At 64.9% G+C, this 24,130-nt stretch carries 42 protein-coding genes; 20 read left to right on the top strand and 22 right to left on the bottom strand.

Annotated elements, in window-relative coordinates; genetic code table 11:
- Positions 1-4: 4 nt before the first annotated feature.
- The 3 genes from queA (at position 5) to AC1RRT_RS00645 (ending at position 2,731) form a co-directional block, all read left to right on the top strand.
- Positions 5-1,075 carry a tRNA preQ1(34) S-adenosylmethionine ribosyltransferase-isomerase QueA gene (queA, locus tag AC1RRT_RS00655; RefSeq protein ID WP_493011716.1) on the top strand — a complete coding sequence of 357 codons (1,071 nt, stop codon included), beginning with the start codon at positions 5-7 and terminating at the stop codon, positions 1,073-1,075.
- Positions 1,072-2,211 (top strand): tRNA guanosine(34) transglycosylase Tgt, encoded by a 1,140-nt coding sequence (gene tgt, locus AC1RRT_RS00650; RefSeq protein ID WP_493011715.1) that lies wholly within the window; start codon positions 1,072-1,074, stop codon positions 2,209-2,211. The genes queA and tgt overlap by 4 nt, the downstream gene beginning before the upstream one ends.
- 130 nt (positions 2,212-2,341) lie before the next feature.
- Positions 2,342-2,731, top strand: coding sequence for a cupin domain-containing protein (locus AC1RRT_RS00645; RefSeq protein WP_493011714.1), 390 nt, complete (start codon positions 2,342-2,344; stop codon positions 2,729-2,731).
- Positions 2,732-2,733: 2 nt separating this feature from the next.
- On the opposite strand, the gene AC1RRT_RS00640 is transcribed toward AC1RRT_RS00645, so the two are convergent.
- The 12 genes from AC1RRT_RS00640 to AC1RRT_RS00585 all read right to left on the bottom strand — a co-directional run bounded on the left by AC1RRT_RS00640 (position 2,734) and on the right by AC1RRT_RS00585 (position 9,026).
- A complete protein-coding gene (locus AC1RRT_RS00640) occupies positions 2,734-3,030 on the bottom strand; it encodes a hypothetical protein (RefSeq protein ID WP_493011713.1) in 297 nt (98 codons plus the stop codon).
- The gene (locus AC1RRT_RS00635; RefSeq protein ID WP_493011712.1) at positions 3,027-3,518 is read right to left on the bottom strand and encodes a PAS domain-containing protein; all 492 of its coding nucleotides are present in this window, start codon (positions 3,516-3,518) and stop codon (positions 3,027-3,029) included. Before AC1RRT_RS00635 ends, AC1RRT_RS00640 begins: the two co-directional genes overlap by 4 nt.
- 167 nt (positions 3,519-3,685) lie before the next feature.
- Positions 3,686-4,795, bottom strand: coding sequence for a tyrosine-type recombinase/integrase (locus AC1RRT_RS00630; RefSeq protein ID WP_493011711.1), 1,110 nt, complete (start codon positions 4,793-4,795; stop codon positions 3,686-3,688).
- A 9-nt stretch (positions 4,796-4,804) separates the two neighbouring features.
- Positions 4,805-5,053, bottom strand: coding sequence for a hypothetical protein (locus tag AC1RRT_RS00625; protein WP_493011710.1), 249 nt, complete (start codon positions 5,051-5,053; stop codon positions 4,805-4,807).
- Between the two features lie 277 nt (positions 5,054-5,330).
- On the bottom strand, positions 5,331-6,410 hold the full coding sequence (locus AC1RRT_RS00620) for a phage Gp37/Gp68 family protein (protein ID WP_493011709.1): 1,080 nt from the start codon (positions 6,408-6,410) through the stop codon (positions 5,331-5,333).
- Between the two features lie 8 nt (positions 6,411-6,418).
- Positions 6,419-6,895, bottom strand: a complete 477-nt coding sequence (locus tag AC1RRT_RS00615; protein ID WP_493011708.1) for a hypothetical protein — start codon at positions 6,893-6,895, stop codon at positions 6,419-6,421.
- Positions 6,896-6,905: 10 nt separating this feature from the next.
- Complete coding sequence (locus AC1RRT_RS00610; protein ID WP_493011707.1) at positions 6,906-7,319, bottom strand: hypothetical protein; 414 nt, start codon at positions 7,317-7,319, stop codon at positions 6,906-6,908.
- 2 nt (positions 7,320-7,321) lie between these two features.
- A complete protein-coding gene (locus tag AC1RRT_RS00605) occupies positions 7,322-7,561 on the bottom strand; it encodes a hypothetical protein (protein ID WP_493011706.1) in 240 nt (79 codons plus the stop codon).
- Positions 7,562-7,563: 2 nt separating this feature from the next.
- Positions 7,564-8,283, bottom strand: a complete 720-nt coding sequence (locus AC1RRT_RS00600) for a hypothetical protein (RefSeq protein WP_493011705.1) — start codon at positions 8,281-8,283, stop codon at positions 7,564-7,566.
- On the bottom strand, positions 8,276-8,476 hold the full coding sequence (locus AC1RRT_RS00595) for a hypothetical protein (RefSeq protein WP_493011704.1): 201 nt from the start codon (positions 8,474-8,476) through the stop codon (positions 8,276-8,278). Before AC1RRT_RS00595 ends, AC1RRT_RS00600 begins: the two co-directional genes overlap by 8 nt.
- On the bottom strand, positions 8,476-8,724 hold the full coding sequence (locus tag AC1RRT_RS00590; protein ID WP_493011703.1) for a hypothetical protein: 249 nt from the start codon (positions 8,722-8,724) through the stop codon (positions 8,476-8,478). The genes AC1RRT_RS00595 and AC1RRT_RS00590 overlap by 1 nt, the downstream gene beginning before the upstream one ends.
- Positions 8,721-9,026: a hypothetical protein gene (locus tag AC1RRT_RS00585; RefSeq protein WP_493011702.1), complete on the bottom strand. Its 306-nt coding sequence runs from the start codon at positions 9,024-9,026 to the stop codon at positions 8,721-8,723. The genes AC1RRT_RS00590 and AC1RRT_RS00585 overlap by 4 nt, the downstream gene beginning before the upstream one ends.
- A gap of 94 nt (positions 9,027-9,120) precedes the next feature.
- On the opposite strand from AC1RRT_RS00585, the gene AC1RRT_RS00580 reads away from it, so the two are divergent.
- The gene (locus AC1RRT_RS00580) at positions 9,121-9,441 is read left to right on the top strand and encodes a hypothetical protein (protein WP_493011701.1); all 321 of its coding nucleotides are present in this window, start codon (positions 9,121-9,123) and stop codon (positions 9,439-9,441) included.
- Positions 9,442-9,485: 44 nt separating this feature from the next.
- Here the strand turns inward: AC1RRT_RS00580 and AC1RRT_RS00575 are convergent, their stop codons facing one another.
- From AC1RRT_RS00575 to AC1RRT_RS00540, 8 genes are read right to left on the bottom strand one after another with little or no spacing between them, the layout of a single operon-like run.
- Positions 9,486-10,118, bottom strand: a complete 633-nt coding sequence (locus tag AC1RRT_RS00575; protein WP_493011700.1) for a hypothetical protein — start codon at positions 10,116-10,118, stop codon at positions 9,486-9,488.
- A complete protein-coding gene (locus AC1RRT_RS00570; RefSeq protein ID WP_493011699.1) occupies positions 10,115-10,357 on the bottom strand; it encodes a hypothetical protein in 243 nt (80 codons plus the stop codon). The genes AC1RRT_RS00575 and AC1RRT_RS00570 overlap by 4 nt, the downstream gene beginning before the upstream one ends.
- Positions 10,357-10,569, bottom strand: a complete 213-nt coding sequence (locus tag AC1RRT_RS00565; RefSeq protein WP_493011698.1) for a hypothetical protein — start codon at positions 10,567-10,569, stop codon at positions 10,357-10,359. The genes AC1RRT_RS00570 and AC1RRT_RS00565 overlap by 1 nt, the downstream gene beginning before the upstream one ends.
- Complete coding sequence (locus AC1RRT_RS00560) at positions 10,569-10,742, bottom strand: hypothetical protein (RefSeq protein WP_493011697.1); 174 nt, start codon at positions 10,740-10,742, stop codon at positions 10,569-10,571. Before AC1RRT_RS00560 ends, AC1RRT_RS00565 begins: the two co-directional genes overlap by 1 nt.
- On the bottom strand, positions 10,735-11,490 hold the full coding sequence (locus AC1RRT_RS00555; protein WP_493011696.1) for a DNA N-6-adenine-methyltransferase: 756 nt from the start codon (positions 11,488-11,490) through the stop codon (positions 10,735-10,737). The genes AC1RRT_RS00560 and AC1RRT_RS00555 overlap by 8 nt, the downstream gene beginning before the upstream one ends.
- Positions 11,483-11,773, bottom strand: a complete 291-nt coding sequence (locus AC1RRT_RS00550; RefSeq protein WP_493011695.1) for a DUF4326 domain-containing protein — start codon at positions 11,771-11,773, stop codon at positions 11,483-11,485. Before AC1RRT_RS00550 ends, AC1RRT_RS00555 begins: the two co-directional genes overlap by 8 nt.
- A gap of 1 nt (position 11,774) precedes the next feature.
- Complete coding sequence (locus AC1RRT_RS00545) at positions 11,775-12,035, bottom strand: hypothetical protein (protein WP_493011694.1); 261 nt, start codon at positions 12,033-12,035, stop codon at positions 11,775-11,777.
- A gap of 7 nt (positions 12,036-12,042) precedes the next feature.
- Positions 12,043-12,264 (bottom strand): hypothetical protein, encoded by a 222-nt coding sequence (locus tag AC1RRT_RS00540; RefSeq protein WP_493011693.1) that lies wholly within the window; start codon positions 12,262-12,264, stop codon positions 12,043-12,045.
- A 263-nt stretch (positions 12,265-12,527) separates the two neighbouring features.
- Between AC1RRT_RS00540 and AC1RRT_RS00535 the strand changes: the two genes are divergently transcribed.
- Entirely contained in the window at positions 12,528-13,232 is a 705-nt protein-coding gene (locus tag AC1RRT_RS00535) for a hypothetical protein (protein WP_493011692.1), read from the top strand.
- Complete coding sequence (locus AC1RRT_RS00530) at positions 13,232-14,107, top strand: hypothetical protein (RefSeq protein ID WP_493011691.1); 876 nt, start codon at positions 13,232-13,234, stop codon at positions 14,105-14,107. The genes AC1RRT_RS00535 and AC1RRT_RS00530 overlap by 1 nt, the downstream gene beginning before the upstream one ends.
- Positions 14,108-14,223: 116 nt before the next feature.
- On the opposite strand, the gene AC1RRT_RS00525 is transcribed toward AC1RRT_RS00530, so the two are convergent.
- Entirely contained in the window at positions 14,224-14,793 is a 570-nt protein-coding gene (locus tag AC1RRT_RS00525) for a helix-turn-helix domain-containing protein (protein WP_493011690.1), read from the bottom strand.
- A 192-nt stretch (positions 14,794-14,985) separates the two neighbouring features.
- Here AC1RRT_RS00525 and AC1RRT_RS00520 point away from each other — a divergent pair, with 192 nt between their 5' ends.
- From AC1RRT_RS00520 to AC1RRT_RS00500, 5 genes are read left to right on the top strand one after another with little or no spacing between them, the layout of a single operon-like run.
- Positions 14,986-15,252: a helix-turn-helix transcriptional regulator gene (locus AC1RRT_RS00520; RefSeq protein ID WP_493011689.1), complete on the top strand. Its 267-nt coding sequence runs from the start codon at positions 14,986-14,988 to the stop codon at positions 15,250-15,252.
- Complete coding sequence (locus AC1RRT_RS00515; protein WP_493011688.1) at positions 15,249-15,593, top strand: hypothetical protein; 345 nt, start codon at positions 15,249-15,251, stop codon at positions 15,591-15,593. The genes AC1RRT_RS00520 and AC1RRT_RS00515 overlap by 4 nt, the downstream gene beginning before the upstream one ends.
- Positions 15,590-16,129, top strand: a complete 540-nt coding sequence (locus AC1RRT_RS00510; RefSeq protein WP_493011687.1) for a phage regulatory CII family protein — start codon at positions 15,590-15,592, stop codon at positions 16,127-16,129. The genes AC1RRT_RS00515 and AC1RRT_RS00510 overlap by 4 nt, the downstream gene beginning before the upstream one ends.
- Complete coding sequence (locus tag AC1RRT_RS00505) at positions 16,126-16,521, top strand: hypothetical protein (RefSeq protein ID WP_493011686.1); 396 nt, start codon at positions 16,126-16,128, stop codon at positions 16,519-16,521. The genes AC1RRT_RS00510 and AC1RRT_RS00505 overlap by 4 nt, the downstream gene beginning before the upstream one ends.
- Positions 16,518-16,676, top strand: a complete 159-nt coding sequence (locus AC1RRT_RS00500; protein ID WP_493011685.1) for a hypothetical protein — start codon at positions 16,518-16,520, stop codon at positions 16,674-16,676. Before AC1RRT_RS00505 ends, AC1RRT_RS00500 begins: the two co-directional genes overlap by 4 nt.
- 30 nt (positions 16,677-16,706) lie before the next feature.
- Here AC1RRT_RS00500 and AC1RRT_RS00495 read toward each other — a convergent pair whose 3' ends face one another.
- Positions 16,707-17,132: a hypothetical protein gene (locus tag AC1RRT_RS00495; RefSeq protein ID WP_493011684.1), complete on the bottom strand. Its 426-nt coding sequence runs from the start codon at positions 17,130-17,132 to the stop codon at positions 16,707-16,709.
- A 179-nt stretch (positions 17,133-17,311) separates the two neighbouring features.
- Between AC1RRT_RS00495 and AC1RRT_RS00490 the strand changes: the two genes are divergently transcribed.
- From AC1RRT_RS00490 to AC1RRT_RS00450, 9 genes are all read left to right on the top strand, one after another.
- Positions 17,312-17,674 carry a helix-turn-helix domain-containing protein gene (locus tag AC1RRT_RS00490; RefSeq protein WP_493011683.1) on the top strand — a complete coding sequence of 121 codons (363 nt, stop codon included), beginning with the start codon at positions 17,312-17,314 and terminating at the stop codon, positions 17,672-17,674.
- Positions 17,671-18,009 carry a hypothetical protein gene (locus AC1RRT_RS00485; RefSeq protein ID WP_493011682.1) on the top strand — a complete coding sequence of 113 codons (339 nt, stop codon included), beginning with the start codon at positions 17,671-17,673 and terminating at the stop codon, positions 18,007-18,009. Before AC1RRT_RS00490 ends, AC1RRT_RS00485 begins: the two co-directional genes overlap by 4 nt.
- Positions 18,006-18,947 (top strand): DNA cytosine methyltransferase, encoded by a 942-nt coding sequence (locus AC1RRT_RS00480; RefSeq protein WP_493011681.1) that lies wholly within the window; start codon positions 18,006-18,008, stop codon positions 18,945-18,947. Before AC1RRT_RS00485 ends, AC1RRT_RS00480 begins: the two co-directional genes overlap by 4 nt.
- Entirely contained in the window at positions 18,944-19,816 is an 873-nt protein-coding gene (locus AC1RRT_RS00475) for a DNA adenine methylase (RefSeq protein ID WP_493011680.1), read from the top strand. The genes AC1RRT_RS00480 and AC1RRT_RS00475 overlap by 4 nt, the downstream gene beginning before the upstream one ends.
- Complete coding sequence (locus tag AC1RRT_RS00470; protein ID WP_493011679.1) at positions 19,813-20,007, top strand: hypothetical protein; 195 nt, start codon at positions 19,813-19,815, stop codon at positions 20,005-20,007. The genes AC1RRT_RS00475 and AC1RRT_RS00470 overlap by 4 nt, the downstream gene beginning before the upstream one ends.
- Positions 20,004-21,122: a DNA translocase FtsK gene (locus AC1RRT_RS00465; protein WP_493011677.1), complete on the top strand. Its 1,119-nt coding sequence runs from the start codon at positions 20,004-20,006 to the stop codon at positions 21,120-21,122. The genes AC1RRT_RS00470 and AC1RRT_RS00465 overlap by 4 nt, the downstream gene beginning before the upstream one ends.
- 22 nt (positions 21,123-21,144) lie before the next feature.
- On the top strand, positions 21,145-22,665 hold the full coding sequence (locus AC1RRT_RS00460) for a DUF5906 domain-containing protein (RefSeq protein ID WP_493011676.1): 1,521 nt from the start codon (positions 21,145-21,147) through the stop codon (positions 22,663-22,665).
- Positions 22,666-22,915: 250 nt separating this feature from the next.
- Positions 22,916-23,500, top strand: coding sequence for a hypothetical protein (locus AC1RRT_RS00455; protein ID WP_493011675.1), 585 nt, complete (start codon positions 22,916-22,918; stop codon positions 23,498-23,500).
- Between the two features lie 143 nt (positions 23,501-23,643).
- Complete coding sequence (locus tag AC1RRT_RS00450; RefSeq protein ID WP_493011674.1) at positions 23,644-24,042, top strand: DUF8602 domain-containing protein; 399 nt, start codon at positions 23,644-23,646, stop codon at positions 24,040-24,042.
- Positions 24,043-24,130: the final 88 nt, after the last annotated feature.

Genomic DNA, 24,130 nt, shown 5'->3' with positions numbered 1-24,130 from the left:
ACGGATGCTGGTCTCTGATTTCGATTTCGACCTGCCGGCGGGCCTGATCGCCGAGCGGCCCGTCGTGCCGCGTGAAGCGGCGCGCCTGCTGCATGTGCCCCTGAATGAGAATGGGGATGGAGAAATCGATCCGGCGGCGCATACGGTGGCCGATCTGCCCCGGCTGCTGCGCGCCGGCGATCTGCTGGTATTCAACGACACCAAGGTGATTCCCGCCCGGCTCTATGGTCGGCGCGAGCGCGATCCCGAGGTCCGCCTCGAAGCCCTGCTGCTGAAGTCGCTGGGCGACCGCTGCTGGAGCGTGATGGCGCGGCCGGCCAAGCGCCTGAAGGAGGGCGACCGCGCGCTGTTCGATGGCGGCATCACGGCCGAGATGATCGAGCGCCGCGACGACCAGCTCATCCTGCGCTTCGACCGCGACGATACGGCGCTGCTGCTGGCGCTGAATGAGTCCGGTGCCATGCCGCTGCCGCCCTATATCGTGGCCCAGCGCAAGGCCGATGCGCGGGACAAGACCGATTATCAGACCGTGTTTGCCGAGAAGACCGGCGCGATTGCTGCACCGACGGCGGGGTTGCATTTCACCCCGGCACTGATCGACAGCCTCAAGGCTGCCGGGTTGCAGTTTGCCCGCGTCACGCTGCATGTCGGCGCCGGCACCTTCCTGCCGGTCAAGGTTGACCGCGTGGAAGACCACAAAATGCATGCCGAATGGGGTGAGGTGACCGCCGAGACGGTCGCAGCCATCGAACAGACCCGGGCGCGCGGCGGGCGGGTCATCGCCATCGGCACGACCTCGCTGCGGTTGCTGGAAAGCGCGGCCAGGGACGGCGGGCTGAAGCCCGTCGCCGGCGAGACCGATATCTTCATCACACCCGGCTTCCCGTTTCAGGTCGCCGACGGCCTGATCACCAACTTCCACCTGCCCAAATCCACCCTGTTGATGCTGGTGGCCGCCTTTGTCGGGCGGGGGCTGCAGCGGGCGATCTACGCCCATGCGGTCGAGAAGGGCTTCCGTTTCTACTCCTACGGCGATACAAGCCTGCTGTTCAGACAGGCCGCAGCCCACCAATGACCCTCCGTTTCACCGTATCCGCCCGCGACGGCGCCGCCCGCAAGGCCCGGCTCGAGACCGCCCATGGCGCGATCGACACGCCGACCTTCATGCCGGTGGGCACGGCGGCGACGGTGAAGGCGATGACGCCGGAGGCCGTGATCGAGACCGGCGCGCAGATCATCCTGGGCAACACCTATCACCTGATGCTGCGGCCGACCGCCGAGCGCGTCGCCAAGATGGGCGGCCTGCATAAATTCATGAACTGGCCCGGCCCGATCCTGACCGATTCCGGCGGCTTCCAGGTGATGTCGCTGTCGCAGTTGAACAAGGTCACGGAAGCCGGCGTCGCCTTCCAGTCGCATATCGATGGCGCGCGCTACGAGTTGACGCCCGAACGTTCCGTTGAGATCCAGCATCTGCTCGACGCCACCATCACCATGCAGCTCGACGAATGCGTCAAGCTGCCGGCCGACGACAAGCGCGTGGCGGACGCGATGCAGCTCAGCCTTCGTTGGGCCGAGCGCTGCAAGACCGCCTTCAAGCTGCGCGACGGCTACGGCCTGTTCGGCATCGTTCAGGGCGGCACCAATGCATCGCTCCGCGAGCAGTCGGCCAAGGGGCTGATCAAGACCGGCTTCGACGGCTATGCCGTCGGCGGCCTGGCGGTGGGCGAGACGCAGGCCGAGATGTTCGGCACGCTCGATGTCACCGTGCCGCATCTGCCTCAGGATCGTCCACGCTACCTGATGGGCGTGGGCAAGCCGTCCGATCTTGTGGGGGCCGTGCAGCGCGGCATCGACATGTTCGACTGCGTGATGCCGACGCGCTCGGGCCGCAACGGCCAGGCTTTCACGCGGCGCGGCACGCTGAACATCCGCAATGCCCGGCACGCCGAGGACCCACGGCCGCTGGACGACCATTGCCGCTGCCCGGCCTGTCGCAGCTACAGCCGCGCCTATCTGCATCATCTGGTGCGGTCGGACGAGATTCTCGGCTCGATGCTGATGACGGCGCATAACCTGACCTATTACCAGGACCTGATGATCGGCATGCGCGCCGCCATTGGGGAGGGCAAGCTCGAGGCTTTCGCTGCGGACTTCCATGCCGGGCAGGCGCTCGGTGATGTGGAGCCGCTATCGGGGGCAGGGGCATAAGCATGCTGCTGCGGCATCTGAAGGTCTTCGGGATCGCCGCCTGTTTCGCCGCCGTGGCTTACGGCTTGGCGCATCTGCTCTTCCGCATCGTCCATCATTGGTGATAGCGTTTCCCGATAGGGAGAAACGCATGGCCAAAAAGCCCAAGCCGCAGTCATTCCAGCTCAGCCGCGCCAAGGGCGCCAAGTTCAAGCGTGACGGCCTGCGCGCCTTCTTCGCCTATCGCGATCTCGGCATCAAGGACGCGACCCATGGCCGCTTCAACGCCGAGGTGATCCGCGCAGCCACCGTGGCCAAGACCGGCGCCGGCCGGCATTATCACATGCTGGATTTCCAGCTCGTCTATGTGCTGAAGGGCTGGGTGACTTTCGACTACGAAGGCGAGGGCACGTTCACGCTCAAGGCCGGCGACTGTGTGCTGCAGCCGCCGGAAATCCGCCACGAGCTGACGGCCTATTCCAGGGACATGGAACTGCTGGAGATCACCAGCCCGGCCGACTTCAAAACGCAGTCGGCCTAGACCTAGATCGAATAAGCCGCGTCATCCTTGTGCAGATGCAGGAAGCGGCCGATCTGCGTCTTCAGCATTTCCGGGTCGTAAGAGTCGTTGACCTCCAGCGCATGCAGGAACAGCGACCGCTGGATCGCCTGCGGCAAGTCGTTCCAGCTCATCACCACGGCGGCACCCAGGCATTTCAGGATATTGCTTTCCGATACCGCGAGATGATGGTCCTCGACGGCGCCGCCTTCACCCTCCCAGCGGCGCAGCGCGCGGGTCAGCTGGGCATCGGCGGCGGCGCGGGCTTTGTCATCGGTCATGGCGTGGCCTCGTCTGCGTAATAGGTGATGTTGAGGACCTGTTCGATGCGGTCGCCCACGGTGAGCGGCAGGCAGATCGATTCAAACTGGATGAACTGGCGGTCGAGATAGCTCAGCGATCCGTTGATCCGCAGCGGACGCTGTTCGGTCAGCAGGCGCTCGAGCGTGGCGCGGAAATCCTCATAGGTCTCGGGCGGCATCACATCGTCAAGGAACCGCCCGGTCATGTCGCGGCCGGTGTAATGGCTGATCATCGTCCCATAGAGGCGGAAGCGGAACCGGCGTTGTGGCCTTGCCTCGACGGCTTCATAGATGATGACGCGCGGCAGATAGGGCTTCAGCACGAAGGGCGAGAAATCGGCGCGGTCGGGCAGGGCGCGCCCGTCGCGTTTTTCGTTCCATAGCGCCAGCACTCCGGTCAGCTCGGGCCGGATAAAGCGCAGATCAGGGTCGATGCGTAACCTGCTGTCGACAGCCTGCCGGATCACGGCGTTTCCTCCGTTTTGAGCCAGCATATAATGCTGGCCGGCGGGGAAGGAATGTTCTTAGCGGCCGGAAAGTGGTGAGCCCGCCGGGATTATATGGTTGAAGGGATTTCAAGCGGTTAGGGGAGAGAGGTTAGCCACAAGTTCCCCATAGCGTCCAAATCGGGTGGCTAACCGTTACGCAGCTTATGCAAGCGGATGACTTTGTCCATACCCTCTGTCGCCAGGATGGCCTGCTCGGCCTCGCGGCTGTACAGCTCGGCCTCGGCGATATCGTCGTGCCCCAGCACTTCCATGATCTGCCGGGTGCTGGCGCCGCCCTCGGCCAGCATCTTGCCCAGCGTCTTGCGGAGGCCGTGCAGGGTGTATCCTGGCGGCAGTCCGGCTTCGCGGGTCCAGTCGGCCATGTTGTTGGTCATCGAGTTGGCCGAGTAGGGCCGGCCATAGCGGGTCTGCAGCACGTAGTCGCCGGCGCGCGGGGTGGCGGCCAGGATGGTGGCGAGCATGGGCGGGATCGGCACGAATATGCGCTTGCCGGTCTTTTCCTGGGTGATCTCGAAACCGTCGACCATGCGGATCTGGCCATTGAGCAGCACGGGCCGGGCCTCGGTGCGGTCGGCCCAGCGCACATTCACCACGTCGCTGCGCCGGTTGCCCAGCCAGAGCGCCAGGGCATAGGCCAGACGCGCGTTGGTGTTTGGCGCCCAGTAGGCCTCATACTGCCGCAGCGCCTCGATCGGCCAGGCCTTCCAGCCCTTATAGGCCGGCCGCCATTTCAGCTTGTAGGACGGATCGCTCTCAATCCATTCCTCATCCAGCGCGGCGAGGATCATCTTGCGGATGGTGGTCAGCAGATGCTTGGCCTTGTGCGGTGTCTCGGCACGCGCGGCGAGGATGTCTTTCAGGTGGCGGCGTTTGAGATCGCGAATCGGGATGTCGCGCCAGATGGTAGGGTGGTTCGGCACCACGCGCGCCGCCAGAAATTCCTCGGCCAGGCGGATGTTGTTGGTCTTGGTGGCCGGATCGAGGCTCGACCATTCTGGCGATTGGAGCACGCGGCGCCAGGCGGCGCCCATGGTGCGGGGCAGGGCGGCGTTGGGATGCGGCAGGATCTCGGCCTTGGGCCGCGGCTGGCCGGTGATGGCAGCCTGATAGGCGGCCTCGAAAGCCGGGGTGCCAGGTGCGCCGGGCATCGGCACGGTCTTGCCCTTGCGGCGATAGCGCCAGCGTTCACGGCCGTGCCGATCGCGGTAGGAGCTGACGCCGGGGTATTTGTCCATCCAGCGACCTTAAGCCGCCCGACCGCGTTCCGACAAGGCGTCAATCGCGTTGCGGCCATCCTCGGGCAGTTCGGAATAGGCGGCATCGAGGGCGATGCGGTCCCATGATAGCCGGCCGTCGACCCGCTTGGGCTTGGGCATCAGGTCGCGCGCCACCAATTCGTCAAACTTGGTCGGGCTGAAGCCGACATAACGCGCGGCTTCGTCGTGGCACATGCCGCGCGGCGGATAGGCGTAAGGGTCTGGGCGGCGCGTCATGACCATAACCCTTCCGATTTGCCGCAGCCGCTGCCAGTCGACTTGCACATTGTCTCCGCTTCGATCTGGCCCAAGGCGCGACAGGTCAAGCATTGCATGGTGACACGGAGGCTGCGTCGCGCAAGTTCGCTCTCGATGGCTTTGAGGGCCAGCGCAGCATTTTCGATTGTCGGGTGCCCCATGGGAAGATTGTCAATACATCTATCATGGTGGCGGCACTGACGGTTCCACTCTATCTGCAGCTCGCGATCTGACATGTCTTTCGGCCGTGCGATAGTCATGCTGGCATCCCATCGTGATGCATGCCGTCGAGCGCACGGCCAGCGATTTTCTTGCCGACTTTGCGCAAAGCTGTGGATGATCCTAACGCCCGGCCGCCATGGCTGCAGGTTTCGCTCGGAACGCAGGTGCATGGTCCGCATGCCGCCGGCGCGTATTCGCCCCATTGCTTGAAGAAGAATGGAACGGCCGCATCCCAGCACTGATCACGCAGGCTGCGCGCCCAGTCTGGCTGCATCGGCCTGGCGCCGACTCCGCTCTCACCGCCGCAGATCACCCAGTCCAGGCGCGGGGTGGAAATCTCTGCGGCAGGTGTTGTTGCAGGATCATTGAACGGAAGGGTGGGCGGTTCGCCATCGGCCTTAGCCAGCACTGCATCGTCGGCGTGGGTATAAATGAACAGGAACGGGACGATATCGATCTGGCCGAGCATCGGTTCAATCGAGACGAACCGTTTTGCCGCTGGGGTATCCAGCAATAGCGGAATCCGTTCGTCGGCGCGCTGCTGGTCTTCTGCGGAAACGCCGATCCAGACATTTGGCAAAGGCCAGACCGTCCCGGCTTGAACTGCGCGGCCGCGCCAGCCTTTTGTAGGATTTGGCTCAGACTTCCATTCAATGCCGGCATCGAACAGAACCCGGGGAACGACATCCCATGCAATACGGTTCTGTCGGCGCTGGCATAGCAAGTAGTCGCGCAGACGATCCGGCCGCTTGGTCAGCACCTGGAATGTGTGCTGCGGCGAAAGGGCCATCACGGCGAACACCTGATCTATCCAATCTTCGGGCACTGCCTCGTGGAAGAGATCACCGTGTGCGCATACAAATATGCGACGCGGCTTGCGGTTCCAAATCAGCAGGGGCTGCTGCAAGAAGCCCTGGTTAAACCTGACACTGCCATTCCAGACTGGGCCTGCCTTACTTGGACTGGTGAGTCCAGTCCGCGACGGATGGTGCTTCATGCGGCTGCCGGATAGTTTCATGGCATAGCAGTTGGCGCATCCGGGCGAGATGACAGAGCAGCCCGTGATCGGGTTCCAGGTGGCGTCCGTCCATTCGATTTTGGTTCCGTCGGCCATGGGTTCTCCTATTCGCCGTCGTGGCCGATGAAGCCGGAGGTCTTGTCCTCGCCGGCCCAGCCTTCGATGTACATCCAGTAATGATCCTCGACCGCTTCGACCACGCGGTTCGGATCGACGTTGAATGCCAGCGCCGCTTCGTAGATGCTGACCTTTTCCCGGTTCTGGAGTGCTGCCCAGGCCTGGATGGCGTTACCGAACATGGAAATGCCTGGCGCGCCGGTTTCCTGATCCCAGCCAGTGGGGTCATCTGCCCAGGCTGCAATCCGATACACCCTTGCCGGATCGCGGATGGACAGCATTGCGGCGGCTACGCTGGCGGGCGATTGGGCGGTGAAGCTTTCGCGCATAACCTGATCCTGTCCGGCGGCGCCAACCGCGAGGCCGTCCTTGTACCCGCGAGAATAGCCTGCCGACTCAGCCGTTGTGGCAGGATCACCATGACCCATGCCGTAGGGATTGGGATTCGGTTGTGTGTGGTCCATGGTGTCACTCCTAAAGCGTCCAGGTGCAGGGATCGTCGAGGCTGCCGCCGGCGGCGAGATACCGGGCGATCTTGTTCTGCGCGCGGACCTGGTCGTCTTCGTCTTCCCATGCATCGGCATCGTTGGCGGTGTCGCGATACTCGGCATAGGTCGGCGCATGGTCGGCACAGAAGCCGGGGCCATCGTCGTAGATGTAGCCCTGATCGCCGATCAGCAGCGGTCTGTTGCAGATTTCACAACAGAACCCGAGATACAGCGCCGACGCCTCCAGCATGGCTTCGCGCCGTTCCTGCAGGGCGGCCGCCTTGTTCGCACGCCAGCGTTTGATGAAGCGCGGCCACCAGGCCGGCGGCAGCAAGGCGTCAGACCGGCGGTCGAGATCGGCGGCGGCCGCGTGCAGTTCTTCGCGGGTCAGTCCTGCCATGGTCATTCCTCCCAGTAAGACATATCGGTATCGGCAGCATCTTCAGGGCTGTCGTACTGGTCTCGGTCAGGCAGATAGGATGCGGCTGCCTGCATCGCGTAGGCCCGCGCTTCGGCGTCATCCACTTCAGTTGATTCGCGATTAGGTTCAGGTGCCGTGCGCAGCATGCGATCCATGAAACGCTGCTTCCACGCATCATCCGACAGTGGCGGTTCGGGAGGGGATAAGATCAGGTCGGCCATGGTCAGGCTGCCTTCTTGGTGGCGGCCGCTTCCTTGCGGTCGAGGCGCTCGATCTCGGCGATGATCAGCGCGCCGGCGCGCACAAGGTCGCGGCGGGGGTTCTTGGGCTTAAACCAGCCGGACCAGCTTCGCGGCCAGATGCGCTTCGCGATCGTCAGCCAGGTCTTGCGGGTGGGCGCATTGCCGGCGCCGGTCGCGGCGGCCGACATGCAATAGGCAGCGGCAGCGCGGGCCATGTCCGGCGAGCGATATTGATCGTCATGAAAGGTGCTGCGGTGCTCCTGCCCAATCTGGCGTTGACGTTCCGCCAGCAGCTCGGTGGCGACAGCCGCGCCAGGCCCGCCCGTGAGGGAAACTGATACCTCAACCTCCATCTTGGTTTTGTCTGGCGCCGGCGCTCGCGGCGCCTCGCTACGGTATTGCCGCATGGCGGCGGAGATGATCAGCAGGGCTTCAGCCGGTCCGCGTACGGCAAGGCCTTCATGGCCCCGGAGGAAATAGGTCCCCATCTTTTCGCTGTCCCAGCCAGCACCCGAACCGCTGCCGACAGTCTGGCCGACGGCGGGATTGCATGTTTCCCAACGCAGAAACTTGGGGTCGGCTTGCGTTGCGAGCTTGCTGGCATCGTCTACGGTCTTGCGCGCCAGCGCCTCGGCCACCTCGGCGGCATCGAAGTCTTTGCCGCGCAGCCAGCTTATGAATTTCACGATGGGGTTACGCATGATCTGGCTCCTGCGGCTGTTCGGGTTTGACGGGTGAGGGCGGATTGACCAGCGCCATCAATTCGGCATGGCCTGTGGCGCGGATCGCGACGGCGAGGTTTTCGACCAACGCTTCGCGCAGCGCCTTGTCGATCGGCACGTTGCGTTCGGCGCGGGCCACGGCGCGGCGCGCGAAGATGTCGGCCCAGTCCATCAGCCATTCCCCCTTGTTTCATCCGCATGCAGTTGCATGGCGACTGCGGCGACGGATCGAGGCAGACCCTCGGCGTAGATGGTGGTCAGCGCCGTGCGGTGCGGCTCTCGGTATGTGGCGATGAAGAGAGCGGCCGCGCCGATCAGGGCGGCGGTGGCTTCCAGCACGTCGATCTCGCCGGCCTGGACCGCCGCAAGGGCCTGCGCGGCGACATGCTCGCGCAGGGCATGCTGGTTCTCGGTGCTCATGCGGCTTTCAGGATGTGCCGATAGGTGAGCTGCCGCACCGGCTGGCCGCCGTCGCCGGCCATGGTGCTGCGGCCTTTCACCTGGAGGCGGGTGCAGTATTGCAGCACAACCGCATCCAGCGCCTTGTCGGCCTCGGCCAGATCGCCGGCATCGAGCACGACATGGCTTTGCGTGGTGTGGCCCGGCCGATCGTGCAGGTCGACGGTCCAGCCCAGACCGCGCAGGGTAGCGGCGATCTCGTCGGTCAACGGTATATGCAGGCAGCCATGGACGATGGCGCAGCGCTTGGCGGGTTCAGACATAGAGGCCTCCGGAGTTGGCGGGGTTTTGGAGTTGACCGCCGGCGGCCGCCACGGCAGGCTGGCGTCGCGGGCGACTGATACGGGGATATGCGGCATGGCGGTGTTCGAGCATCCACTGAACGGCTACAGGGAGCGCGTCGGGATCGTGCAGCTTCTGGCAGCGATGGTTTTCGGCGCCTTCTATCTGATGTTCCGGGGCCTGTGGGGCTACCTGGTGCTGTGGCTGATCCTGGTGCCGGTGGGCGTGATCGGCCTGGCCTGGATGGTGGGCGCGATGCGTCCGCCCAATGCCGGCGCGCTGCACTGGGGCGAAGTTGTGCTGGTGTTCTTTGGCCCCAGCACGGTGATGGCGCTGGGCGTGCCCGACGTGCTGAAACGCCGCTACCTGCGGCAGGGCTGGCGCCAGGTCGACTGACCGGCGGCCGATCACCGGCGCGCGCTTATGCTGCTGGGTCTCCCTCATTGCGCGGCATCCTCGCCGGCCAGCATCATCGTGCTGGGTCCGAGCCGCACCTGCAGTTCTTCCAGCCGCTTGCGGAATCGTTCGGCGGCCAGCGGCCAGGGTTCGGGCTTGATGGTGCTGACGTAGGTCGGCGGCTGCGGTAGGCGACGCAGGGCCTCGCGGCGCGTCGGCGTGGCGGGGAAGAGATCGGTGATCTCGGCCGCCAGCATGACCAGATCGGCCTCGCGCACGGCCTCGGCAATGGCGGGCGGCATCTCGGGATCCAGGCCTGCGCGGGCGAAGATGGCCTGATCGAAGGGGCCAACCAGGCCGCGCCAGATGACCGGGAATTCAGCCAGCCGCACCGACAGCATGGTTTTGAGCTGGCTGTTCATGTCGCCCAGATAGGCCTCGTGGCCATCGTGCAGCAGGCCGTAGAGCTGGGCCTGCGGCTGTGGCAGATCGGTGCGGCGGGCCAGCAGGTCGGCCACCAGCCGGCTATGCTGCGCCACTGAATAGAAGGCGGCGGCGTGGCCAGTGAAGCGGCAAAGCTTGGCCAGCGCGTCGGCCACCTCGACAAAGCTGATATCGGCCGGGCGTGGATCGGCCAGCGGCGCGCGGTTGCCGCGCAGGGTCAGCAGCCAGGTCATTCGGGCCTCCCGGCCAGGCCGCAATAGCCGCGGCGGCCGCCGGGGTGGATGATGGGGCCTGGGCCAGACTCCGCTGTCGGCAGCTCGAAATGATCGTCAGCGGTGAGGCGGCTGCGATCCTTGTAATCCCACCAGCGCCAGGCCATGCATTTTGATGCGCAGCAGCGCCAGCCGGTGTCCGAGACTGCATCGGTCTGCAAACAGGCTTTGGCCTTCGCTTCAGCTTCGGTGGTGAGCATCAGGCGGGCACTCCCTGGGTGACAAGTTGCGCGGCTTGCGCGGCCAGTTCATCGGCGTCCCTGGTGTCGCCGGCGATGCGGGCGGCGGCGGCGGCCTGCTGCAGGCGATCGATCTCGGCCTGGTGATCGGCGGCGCGGCGCTGCATGAACGACATCTGCAGGCGGTCGTAATCGGGCGCGCCGTGGCGGCGAGAGTGCTGGCTGCGGGGCATCACAATCCTCCGAAGATGAAGCTGTTGCCGATCTGCTGCGGGTGCAGAGCCATGCCGGCGACATACGGCGCGATGATCAGCACCAGCAGGCCGGCGGCGCAGAGCGCGACCTGGCCACCGAAGGCCAGCCAGCCGAGCGGCGTGCGCGGCAGATAGGCCCGCAGGTCAGCCATGGGCAGCCTCCAGCGCGTAGGTGGACGGCGCGGTGCGCTTTGCCACCTGGTTGACGGTCTGGCGAATCTTGGGGCGCCAGTTGGGATTGGCCTTGGCCTTGGGGTGGCGCTCCAGATGGGCATAGAGCGCGGACAGATCGGCGCTGCCGCCGAAATGGCGCAGGGCCTCGGTCAGCAGTTCGCGCCAGGTGCGGTCCTCGCTGGCTTTGCGCGCCAGCAGGAAGATGCCGGCAATGGGGGTCAGCGGCACCAGCGCGCCATGCAGGTCGGCGATGCGCAGCCGTTCCAGATCGTCGCGGCCATAGGCGACCAGCATGCTGGGCGCGCCTGCATTGCGCGGCGCGCGGATGCCATCGGGTGTGTGGAAGTTCAGCCGGCCATGCAGGAAGAGGATGCCACTGGCGGCGCGCCAGACCGACTCTTCGGCCCAGCGGGTTTCGGTGCGCGCGAAGACCAGCGCCGTGCCGCGCCCATGATCGGCCATGCGGCGCATGAAGATGGGGATGATGGCGGGTGCGTAAGGCGGATTGAGCCAGACGCGGCCATACCACGCCAGCGCCAGGCCATCCTGGGCCTCGTTGACCATGCGGCGCGCTGTGGGCCAGGGCATGACGGGTGCGGCGGCGGGATCGAGATCAAAGCTATCGGCGCCGCCGAGCGCGGCGATGATCGCCGGCGGTGTCAGCCAGGTGTTGCTGCCTGACCTGGCCGACTGGTGGCTGCCCATGGCGCGACGCGATTCAGGCATTGGCCACCTTCAGCAACAGATCGGCGTGGCATGGACTGCCGATGGGGCACCAGCAGGCCAGATTTTTGCCTCGCAACTCACGCTGCGCATCGGCGGTGAGGCGCGGTAGATCGTGCTTCTTGAAAAGGTCGACGGCTTCTTTCGGTGTCGCGCAGACCGTCGAGAATCGTTCAGGCTTCCAGTGGTTTCCGTACTTTCCCGGTCGCGTCACGCTTACGGTGTTCGGTGGCATCTTCCAGCCTTTGATGCGCTGACGCTGGATGCGCTTGGGCTTGCGTGCCATCTCAGTTGCCCTCCGCCGCGATGCTCGCGAGATCGGGGTGAGCGTTGGCGAACAGCGCCTTGGCTTTTTCGCCGTGGGTGGTGATCTCGGCCGGGGTGAAGCCGCGACTGGCCAGCGCGGTCCAATCGCATCGGCCGGCAGCGCGGACTTCGATGGCCATGGCCTCGGCCATCTGCGCGGCGATGCCGAGCGGCTTGAGCAGAACAGTGCTGCTGGTTGCGGCGGCGAGTAGATCAGGGGGCAGGGCGGTGGTCTTGATCATGGATGCCTTACCTCCGGGTGAGATGTTCGCCGCACCAGTCAGCGGCGGCGGTGAAGGGCCAAGCGCCGTGCAGCTTCACGCTGACGGCCTTGCCGTCCCTGACCTGCTCTTCCACGCCCTGCGGCGGGAAGCGACGGCAGGCGCCGGGGCCGCCGTTATCGGTGGACCAGAAGGCGCAGGTGGCGCATTCACGGTCTTTCGTCACAGTCGGTTCGGATACGTTGGGCATGGTGTTCGCTGGCCTGGTGGCGGTGTGAGGCCATCATTATGCACCAATGCATATGCAGTCAAGCATATTTTAGACGGAATATGCATAAGAGCCGCCAGATGATCCGGCCTACAACCTGTTTTTATCCCCAATGCAACTTAGCGGTTGCCTGCCTACCACCTTCGTGCATAGTTGCACTGTTGTGCATTGATGCACGCCGGAGGTTGAGGCCGGCGGGCGGGCGCGGGGCCTGGGATGCATGGCGAAGGGCAGGGGATACCGGAATGCAGTCGCAGCAGGATGGCTTGCAACTTGCGCTGGCGCGGCGGTTTGCAGAGGCGCTGGAGCGGTTCACCAAGGGATTGGACCCGGCACAGCGCGAGGCGCTGTATGCCGCGGCGGGGAAGAACCGCAGCACGCTGTCGCGCTGGAAAAACAACGGCGAGATCGACACCGCGACGCTGCTGCATCTTGATGCCTGGCTGGCCGCCGAAGGCCGCAAGGGCTTTCTGGAGGCGGTGCTGGGCCAGCCGGCGCTGACGGTGGCGACCTGGAAGGCCGAGGCCTGCGCGATCGACCAGGTGCGGCTGAAGGCGCATCGCGCGCTGATCGCGGCGGCCAGGACCGCCGGCGCCAATCCGATGGAAGCCCTGCAGGCGACCGGCCTGCTGGCGCAAAGCCATGTGATCCTGCTGCGCGACACCGATGCGATATCCACGCATATCGGCAGCGCCACGGTGGTGTCGCCCGACCTGCTGGGCCGCGACATCCGCGACCGCGCCAACCGCAGCTATGCCGGCCTGATCCATGCGCAGGTGGAGAATGCGCGGCTGGCGCCGACGCTGCATCGCCTGGCCGACAGCCAGGGCAACAGCTATCAGTCGCTGCGCGTGCCGTTCCAGCCGCGCGGTCCAGCCGGCGGCGGGCCGGTGCAGATCGTGGCTGTGCCCTTCGATATCCAGTCGGCGGCCGGATACCTGGTGCGCTGATGGCGATTCCCGTGCGTGACATGGCCGAGGGCCGCGCCTTGCCGCTGGAGGCGGCGCAGCGCACCGCCAGCGCGATCTGGCAACTGGATGCCGATATGGCGGCCGAGGGGATCGAGGCGCTGGTGACGCATGACCTGCACTGGCTGGCGGATATCTTCGCCGGCTGGTCGGCGCGGTTGCCGGCGACGGCGGATCCGCGCTACTGGCCGATGGACAGCCGGCCGGATTGCACCATCGCGGTGCTGCTGCGGCGCGACGGCCGCGTGTTCGGCGCCAGCGCCATGCGGCTGATCTGGCTGAACGGCACGCTGGCGCGCGGTTTCGAGAGCGGCGAATTCTTTTACAACGAACATGCCGCCGACCGGCGCGCCGAGGGCTGGCGCGCGAGCTGCGACGTGCACCAGGCGCAGATGATCACGGATTGCCCGGTGATCTATAACTGCGCCTTCCGCATGCAGGGGCAGGGTGAGGATGCGCAGCCGAGCAAGCAGGATGCGCGCCTGAGCTGGCGCTGCCTGCGCGTGGCGCAGGCGCTGGCGCTGGCGCATTGGCGCTTCAGTTGGATGGTGGCGCGCGGCAAGGAAGCGATGGGCATGCGCTATGCAGCCTCGGCCAGCGGCATGACCGGTTTTCATCGCGGGCTGTATGTCTATCCGCCGGGCGCGCGCGAACCGGAGCAGTGGCAACATCTGATGTTCGCGCGACGTAGCGACATGTTGCGGCAGGTGACCGAGGATCCGCATTACCGCGCCGGCGACAGCCTGCTTGCGCCGTTGCCCATGCAGGTGATGGACGAACCGCCCGAACGCCACGCCGCGCGGCTGACCGATACGATGACACAAGCGGGCGACTGGAACGCGCCGGTGAAGCCATGACGGAAGACGATGCCGGCATGATGGCGGCGTATCTGATCGGGCTGGAGTTGGCACGCCGGGTTGCGGATCGTACGGCCGGCGAGATGGATCATCCGCCCGCGCGCACGGCGGACAGGTCAGGCCGACGACTTGCTGCTGCTGCGGGCGCGGGTACGGTCGTTCGGCTCGCTGATCTCAGACAGCACCTCGGTCAGCGGGCGACCAGCGGCAATCTGGTCCCGGTACTCCAGCGCGCTGGCAACGGCACGGTGCTCCTGGGCGCGGGTGAGGGCGCCACCGGAGGCGCGGATACCGGCGAGGACCATGGCCTCGAAAGTCTCGTCGCTCAGGGCGGCGACGGCTGAGCCGTCGCGCAGACCAGGATGCTGCAGACGCATCAGGATCGCGGCGCGCTCGCTTGGCTTGGCCGCCCCGAAGAGACGCAACAGCTTCAGGGTTTCATCGGCGAGATCACCGGGCGGGATGGTGATGGTCTTGCCGCCGCGCGGGCCAGGCTCGACCGTGAAGGTGACGGCATGGCTGGCGGCATCGTCGTCGCTGGATTCGGTCATCAGGTCGCGCAGCCGGCTGGCGATGGCATTGCCGACATCCACGATCTTGTCGCGTTCGAGCCTGGAAATCATCGACTGGTCGCAACCGAGTGCTGCTGCCAGGTCGCTCTGGTACCAGTTCCTCTGTTTGCGCATGGCCTTGATCTGCTCGCCCGTAGGCAAGCCGCTGACCGGAATGGAAGGGCGCTTTTTCGGCATCTGGATGATCGCGGCGTCATCTGAATTTATGCAAGACTGCATAATCATATAGCCTTTTCTAAGTCAGACCAATGACATAGCTGGGTTGCAGGGCCTTATGCGGATATATGCTTGACTGCATATGCATCAATGCATAATCTCCCCGCCATGGGTGCACCGCTAGACATCACAAATCCAATCCGCGAGGCGCGGCTGGCGCTGGATATGAGCCAGGCCGATTTCGGCGCCGAACTGGGCTTGCAGCAATGGGAAGTGTCTCGCCTGGAAGCCGGCGGGAAGGTCCTCGACCTTCGCGTGGCAGACCGGCTGGTCAAGCTTTGCTGCCGTCATGGGGTCGACCGCCGGCTGGAGGATTTCGTGCCGGCTGAACCGACTGCAGGCGAGGCGGCGGCATGACCAGTTTTGGCACAGAGGTCCAGGAGCGCGAGTTGACGCCGGAGCATCTGCGCCGCGGGGCTGCCGGGGTCATCCGCCTCAAGCCGGGATGCCGTCTCCGCGCCGCGTGCGTAAGCGATGGCAAGGTCCACCGTCGCGGCCCGGCCTGGCTGGTCAACTGCACCACTGACGCGCTGATCTGTTTTCCGTTCGATGCTCATGGCGTCATCCAAACGCATCGGCTGGCCTTTGTCTTCTCCAATCGCGGTGACCGTTGTGAGTCCATGCGCCAGCTGCTCGCCTTGAAGGGTGGCTTGCCGATCCGGCGCGCCGATGCCGAGTGGCAGGGCGGTGTGGCATGACCAAGCTGCGCAAGCCGGTCACCTTCGAGGATGCCATTACGCGCATCATGGGCGTGCTGACGCCGCAGGCTGCGGCCGAGGCGGTGGCCAAGTCGTCCGACCTGCTGCGGCGCTGGAGCAATCCCGACCTGCCGGAGAAGCCGTCGCTGGAACAGGCGCTGACGCTGGACACCGCCTACATGCAGGCGATCGGCGCGGGCGGCGGCAAGGCCGGCGATGCGGCGGTGGCGCCGATCTTCGAGGTCTATGCCCAGCGGCTGGAGACGGCCGGCATGGATATCAGCATCGCGCCGCTGGACCCGCGCAGCCGCGCCATGCGCGTGATGGCCGAGGTGGGCGACCTGTGCCGCGTGGCCAGCGATGCGCTGGCCGATGGCGCTGTGACGGTGGCCGAGCGCGACCAGATGCTGCGCGAGGCCGCACAGGCGCAGGCCGAGATTTCCCGCTACATCGCCGAGGTGCAGTCGCTGCCTCTTGGTAAGCAGGTGGGCGGCAAGCAGGCGGGCGGCAAGCAGACCGGAGGGCAGCCGTCATGACCAAGGCGATCACGCTGGGCGCGAGCCAGCCGGTCTATGCGCCGGTGACGCTGAAGCTGCTGGCCATCCTGGCCGATGGCGACAGCTACGGGATGATGGACCTGGTCAGCCAGGTTTATGGCGGCAAGGCCAAGTCGACATCGCGCGGCAGCTTGGGCGTGCTGATCCGCGTTTTGCGGAAAAGCGGCATCGTCATCGAGACGCCCAGCCGTGGGCATTACCGGCTGGGCCGGGTTTCACGTGAAACAGTTTTTTCCATTCTGGAGACGCAGCAGGCGGTGCGCTGCCTGGCCGGCGACCTGGCCGACCCGGAGCGCGTGCGCGCCATCGCCGGGCTGCTGGGCGCGATGCGGGATGACTTCACGAGCGAGCAACAGGGAGCGGCGGCATGAATTGGGCAATGCTCTACGTCTACGTCGCCGGCATCGGCACCGGGCTGATCCTGTGCGGCGTGATCGGCATCTGCAGGAAGCTTTGGCGCTACTGGCGCGGGGCCGAGGTCGAATTGCTGGGCCTCAGCGATCGCCCCTGGGGGCCAGGAAACTGATCCATGGCCACCAGGGGGAAAGAGATGCGCTTAGTAGAACGGCTCGATCCGGGCAATGCCGGATTCATCGCTGGCGAAGCCGATGGCTGTGATCTGCTCGACATCGAGCCGGTCATCGAAATTCATCACTTCGCGCACCGCGTCGTGCAGGGCAGCCGTCGTGAGGCCGCTGACCACAAACATGGACGAGTAGGTATGCTTGAACATGTCCGTGGTGACCGCGCGGATGCGGGTCATGACAGCAGCATGGTGCCGGTTGTAGTTCTGCCGCTCTTTGACCAAGTCGAAGCTGATCTTGTGCGTCGCCCTGTAGATGCCGACCACCTGGGTAGGCGTGGCGTTGCCGTAGGCCGCGCGATACAGGTCATTGGGGATGTGGGGAACCGCCGGCGGCGGGAACATCGGGCGCGGGGCCGGGAGACCGGACAAAGCGCCCTTCGGTTTACCAAACGTCATTGCGAAACTCCTTGTGTCAGAGCCCCGCAAAGCGGGGCGGTTATGTTCGACTCAACATGCGCCCTGGTCCCCTTATTGGTTAACCGAAACTTAACCATAAGCTTTACGTTACGTCAAACAAAATACGCGAGCAAATTCGCGAGCGACCACAATAGGTTGCGGTGTCGGGGGGGATTCTGATGCATCTCTGCCCGACCTGTGGCGGCGCCGGCAGCGTGGCCAACCATCCCGAACCGATCCGCATGGTGGCCGGCGTGCGCATCCAGCGGCAGGAAGGCCTGATCCTGGCGACGCTGCTGGCCAAGGCCGGCAAGACCGTGCCCAACACCGCGCTGATGGCCGTGCTGTGGAATGGCGATGAGCCAGGCAACGCGGCGAATAACATCAAGGTGCGGATCAGCCGGCTGCGGCAACTGGTGCAGCGTGGTGGCGCGGCCATCCTGTGCACCCACGGTGTCGGATACCTGCTGTCGCTGCCCGAGGGTGTCAGCGCCGATGACTGGCTGCGCGCGCATGTGGTCAGCACGGAGATCGCGGCATGACGGCAAAGGGCGATCAGCAGAATTTCTGGACCAGTGCCGAAATCCAGCGGCTGCGGCAATGGGCCAAGGCCGGCAAGCGTGCGTTCTGGATCGCCGAACAGCTCGGGCGCAGCCTGCCATCGGTGCTGAAGAAGGCCGGCAGCATCGACCCGCGAGTGACCTTCGGGCGCGTCGAGGGGAAGGCATACACCGATCACCACGATCACCGTGACGGCCGGCCGAAAAGCAACGAGCGTGCCTTCCGCGCGGCCGTCAATCGATACCTTGAACACCAGCAAGCCCTGCGCCGGCGCGCGCAGATGGCGATCGTGCAGAACCAGGGTGGCGCAGAATGATCACGGCTGCCGACATGTTTTCCGGCTTTGGCGGTTTCTCTGAAGGCGCTGCGATGACAGGTATCCGCGTGGTCTGGGCTGCCAACCATTGGCACGAGGCTGTGGATACGCACCGGCTCAACCACCCTTACGCGCAACACGAAGTGCAGGATCTGCAGCAGGCCAACTTCCATCTGATGCCACAATTCGACTGGTTGCTGGCAGCGCCGGCCTGCCAGGGGTTCACGCCGGCGCGAGGCAAGGACCGGCCGCATCACGATGCGACGCGGTCCACGGCCTGGGCCGTGATCGCTTGCGCGGATGCGCGGCGGCCGCAAGTTATCGTGGTGGAGAATGTTCCTGCCTTCCTTAAGTGGGTGCTATTCCCATCCTGGCGCGACGCATTGGAACGGCTGGGATACAGCCTCTCTGTTGTAATCCGCAACGCGGCGGACCATGGCGTGCCGCAGGAACGCTTGCGACTCTTTATCGTCGCCACGCGGAGTCGCAGTCCTATTGTCCTTTCTTTCGAGGACAAGCCCCACGTCGCCGCCGACTCCATCATTGACTGGGGATACGACCGGTGGTCGATGATAAACAGGCCTGGTCGCGCTGCTGCGACCTTGGATCGGATAGCAAACGGTCGCCGCCGGTTCGGTGACCGCTTCATCATGCCGTATTACGGCAACGGTTCGGGCCTGACGGGTCGGGACCTTTCGCGGCCGATCGGAACCATCACTTGCAAGGAACGCTGGGCGCTGGTTGACGGCGATCGGATGCGCATGATCCATGCCGGCGAATGTCGCGGTGCGATGGGGTTCCGTGCCGACTATGTAATGCCGGCCAACGAAAACCTGACGCACAGTCAGCTAAACAAGCTGGCGATCAAGATGCTGGGAAATGCAGTCTGCCCTCCGCAGGCCGCTGATATTCTTGCGGCTGTGGCGAGGGCTGCATGACCTCGCCAACTCGCCCGGTCCTGCGCTGGCACGGTGGCAAGTGGATGCTGGCGCCGCGCATCCTGCCGTATTTCCCGCCGCATCGTGTCTATGACGAACCGTACGGCGGGGCGGGCAGCATGCTAATCCGCAAGGCGCGATCCTATGCCGAGGTCTACAACGATCTCGATGGCGACGTGGTGAATCTGTTCCGCGTGCTGCGCGAGCCGGTGCTGGCTGCTCAACTGATCGACTTGCTGCGCCTCACTCCGTTTGCGCGCGAGGAATTCGAGGGCGCATATGAGCGGACCGGAGATGCCGTGGAGGATGCGCGGCGGCAGGTGATCCGCAGCTATATGGGCCACGGATCTGATGCGCCGAATATAGACTTGAAGACCGGGTTCCGGGCCAACAGCAACCGATCCGGCACCACGCCGGCGCACGACTGGGTCAATTATCCGTCGGCGTTGTCTGCTGTCGTCACGCGCCTGCAGGGCGTCATCGTGGAATGCCGCGATGCCATTGACGTGATGCTGCAGCATGATGGTGCCGACACGCTGCACTATGTCGATCCGCCCTATATGCCGGAAACCCGCTCGGCGCGCGCCAAGGTCGGTGCGACCAAGTTCAAGTCGTATCGCCATGAATTGGACCGGGGGGGGCATGCCGATCTGCTGACCGCCCTGCGCAGCCTGACGGGCATGGTGATTCTCTCCGGGTATCCGACCGCGTTGTACGACGAAATGCTGACCGACTGGCGGCGCGTCGAGTTGTCGGCCATCGCGGATGGCGGGGTGCGCCGTACAGAGGTGCTGTGGATCAATCCTGCGGCCGTGGCACGGCTAGGGCAATCCGATCTGCTGCAATCGCTGGAAAGGGCCGCTGAATGACTTTGGCACCCGACAAGCTGGAACACTGGTGCGCGCATCCGGGCTGCAAGGCCTGGGGTTCGCTGCAGCGCGGCTATGGCGCGCCCTGGTTCTGCGGCGCGCATGATCCTGGATCAGCTGTGGCAAAGCCCGCGCAGGCGCCGCGCGACTTCATCGGAACCGAACTGCCAAAGCAGGGGGCGCTGCTGTGAGCCTGTCTCAGGATATGGCCCGCGAGATGCTGGCCTATATGAAGCCGCTGGCCAACCCGATCAAGGCACCGGCGATCTATGAGTGGCTGCGCATCAAGATCGGCGCCGAGCAGACGCAGGCGCTGCAGGCCATGCAAATCGGGGTCGGGCGCATCATCATCGACAAGGTGACCATGCTGTGGCATCCGCATCCGGGCGAGGATCTGCGCGACGGCAGCGCAGCGATCATCATCCCCGTGCATGATGCGGATGGCACGCTGGTCGATCTGCTGGCGCTGTGGCCGGATGATTCACGGCATTTCTATCTGCGCCATGGTGCCGGCGACCTGCTGGGCGGCGCATCGCTGGAGCGGGCCCGACATTACCGCATGCCGATTCATGTGCATGACAGCCCGCTGGCGATGCTGCGGGCCTATTGCGCGCGCTGGACGCGGCATGGCCAGACGCTGGCCGAAGCGACGCGCGAGCTGATGGCGCTGAAAGCGGAAGCCGACACGGAAGCCGAACGCTATCCGCTGACGCAGGGCGTGTTGCCGATCACGATGGCGGTGGCCGAGGCCAAGCGCAACCTGATCTTGCGCACCGCCAAGCTGGAGGCGCCGGACTGGACCGATAGCGGCTGCTGCCTGCTGTCGGGCGATGTCGATCACGAGGCGCTGTTCATGGGCGTGGCCTCGGTGCTGGTCGACAATCCGGTGTTCGGCGACCGGCTGGTGAAGGATATCAAGGCGGCGCGCAACCGCCGGCGCGCCAGGGAGCCGGCCATTCCGGCCGTGCTGCCGGCCGACCAGGCCTATGCCGAGGATGACGCCGACGACGCCGAGGAACCGGCCAGCCGGCCCGAGGATGCGCCGGTGCGGCCGCCACCAGACAGCAGTAGCGACGACGCTCTGTATGACCAGGCGGTGGCGCTGGTGCTGCGCGAGGGCAAGGCCAGCACCAGCTTTGTGCAGCGGCATCTGCAGATCGGCTACAACGCCGCCGCACGGATCATGGAACGCATGGAAGGCGAGGGCATCGTGAGCGCGGCCAATGAAGTGGGCAAGCGGGCGGTGATCGGCCACGGGAATACTGGCGTGCCGGATGACGGCGCCCAGCATGACGATGCAGCGTAACCAGTAGAGTCAGGACAGCGGTATGGGCGGGAAGAGGCGAGGCGGCAAGACCGGTTCGGGTGCCGGCGCGGGCGCGGGCATTCCTGTGGGCATGGCGGTGGAGGGCGGCAGCCATATCGAGCAGCGCATGCTGCCGGGCTTTGGCCTGCAGAAAGGCGGTACCGACTGGGCAGGCATCAACAAGGCGATCGCGCGCCTGAACAAGATGCATGCCGTGGTGCGCGTGGGCGGCAAGACGGTGGTGCTGACCGAGGCTATGGATGATGAAGGCCGGCTGCAGATCACGTTCATGTCTGACCGGGATTTCACGCTGTGGCATGCCCATGACAGCTACATCTATGACGGCGAATTGACGCCGATCGGGCCGATCTGGCTGCGCAGCAAGGAGCGGCGGCAGTATAGCGGCGTGGTGTTCGCGCCGGTGAACAGCGACGGCAGCGGCGGCGCGCCGGAGGATTTCTATAACCTGTGGCGCGGCTATAGCGTGGTGCCGGCGCGCAGCGTGGCCAAGACAGGTCCTGGCAGCATCGCGCTGTTTCTCGACCATCTGCTGGTCAACATCGCCGGCGGCGACCGGGACCTGGCGCGCTGGATCCTTGGCTGGTTCGCGCACATGATCCAGCGACCGACCGAGCGGATCGGCACCGCGCTGGTGCTGCGCGGCAAGATGGGCACCGGCAAGAGCAAGATCGCCGAGATCGTCGGGTCGCTGATCAGCTTCTATTACATGATGGTGGACAACGCGCAGCATATCGTGGGCAAGCACAATGCTCATATGAAGGCGCTGCTGTTGTTGCAGGCGGATGAGGGTTTCTGGGCCGGCGACAAGCAGGCGGAAGGCCGGCTGAAAAGCCTGGTGACATCCGAGCGGCAGCTGATCGAGCCCAAGGGCGTCGACGCCATATTCATGCGCAACTACGTGCGGCTGTTCATTTCGTCCAATGAGCGCTGGGTGGTGCCGGCCGGCTTCGAGGAACGGCGCTTTGCCATCTTCACCGTGGGCGACAAGGCGAAACAGAACCACGAGTATTTCGCCGCCATCGATGCCGAGATGGATAACGGCGGGCGCGAGGCGCTGCTGCGGTATCTGCTCGACTTCGATCTGGACAGCGTGAACCTGCGGCAGATTCCCAAGACCGAGGCGCTGCTGGAGCAAAAGCTGGTGAGCATGCGCATCGAGGATGCGTTCTGGTTCGAGTGTCTGCGGCGCGGCACGCTGATCGCCGATGACGAGGATTGGCGCACCGAAGTGCCGCGCGAAAAGCTGTTCAAGGCCTATGTCGCCTTTGCCGAAGCGCTGGGCCAGCGCCACAAGGCAACGCCGGTGGGATTCGGGATGCGGCTGCATGCCCTGGTGCCGGACCTGCGCGAGTTCCGGCCGACCAAGTGGAGCAACATCGATCCGCGCGATGACGGCGACGGCAACACCATCGCCGCGCCGCGCCCGCGCATGTATCGGCTGCCGAGCCTGGAGCGCTGCCGCGATCTGTTCCTGGACGCCATCGGCCAGGCGGTGGATTGGGGTGATGGCGAGGGCGATTAGGCCTATGTCCAGCCTTTAGGCTGGACGGCGGGAAAAGGTTGGACCGCGTTTAGGCCGCGCAGCATGCGATGCGGTCCATGCTGTCCAACCTGTCCAACCTTTTCGGCGCATCCATCATGGGCGTGCGCGTGTGTAGTTATCATTTTACCCAGAAAAGGGTGGACAGAGTGGACAGAGTGAAGCGGCGCAAGGGTTTTCGAGGCGTCCAGCCTTTCAGTCAGGGTTGGACAGCATGGACCGGGGGAGTGTGATGGCAGGCAAGACGGATATCGACATTGAGAAGCTGTTGACCTGGGCGTATCGCGACCAGCTCGTGGATCAGATCGTGCAGCAGACGGCCGCCGCATCGCGGCCGGGCTCGGCGCGCGCTGCGAGCTGGAACGAGGCGGGTGGTGGTGGCGGCATGGTTGACGTGCATCCCGATGCGCTGACGCTGCACAACCTGGTGTGCCAGCAGCCTGCCATGGAACGCGGCCTGCTGATGCATTTCGCGCGGGTGGCAGGGCGACCGGACTGGATGCGCGATGCGCTGCCCAAGCTCGGGCCAGTGCCGGATGCGCGTGGCGAACCGGACAAGCATATGTTCCCGCCGGCGCGGCGTTACGGATATTGCATGGTGCGCGTGCTGCTGTCGCAGGAGAATATCCTGCTGGCGCGCACCACCTATCAGCTCTGGCATCGGGCGCTTGGTGTGGTGGCGCTGAAGCTGCTGGACACGCCGACGCTGCTGAGCGCGTATCGCATCACGTCGTTCGATGTCGATGTTGCGCCGTGGGAAGGGCGTACGGATCAGCGTGTGCTGAAATCTCTTCTTGACACTGCGCAGAAAACTTGACTTAATGCCCTAACAATACGGCAAAGCCGCGCCCGCTGGATCATCCCAGCGGGCGTTTTCGTTTCAGCAATACCCCGCAGCGCAACAGGTATGGCATCCGCAGCAATCCGGCTGCGGATGCTATGCCGGATCGAGGGACGCGCATGCCATGGGCTCCGAAGAAGCCATGCGCGCATCCGAGCTGCGGTGCATTAACCCATACGCGCTACTGCGAGCCGCACCAGCAGCAGCGTGATGCTGCGCGCAAGGCGCAGGATCAGCAGCGAGGTTCGGCGTCACGTCGTCTGTATGATCGGGAATGGCAGCGGGCGAGGCTGGCCTTTCTGATCGAGCATCCGCTGTGTGAGTGTGACGACTGCAGGCGCACGGGCGAGTTGCACGTGGCCAACGTGGTTGACCATGACGAACCACATGGTGGTGATTATGCGAAGTTCTGGGATCGGTCGAAGTGGCGCGCATACTACAAGCCGCATCATGATCGCAAGACAGCGCGACACGATGGCGGTTTCGGAAACCGGAAAAAGGGCAAGCAAGGTCAATGACATAGGGGGGTGGGGTCAAATCTCTACGCCCTTCCGCTTGTAGACCGCGCCCCTAACACTGCTCGCGCGGCCGCGAAATTTTTTGGAA

The organism is Ferrovibrio sp. GW821-FHT12B10 (assembly GCF_058807515.1).
The sequence above is the reverse complement of the archived record's forward strand: the minus strand, read 5'-3'. Positions and strand labels throughout refer to the sequence as shown.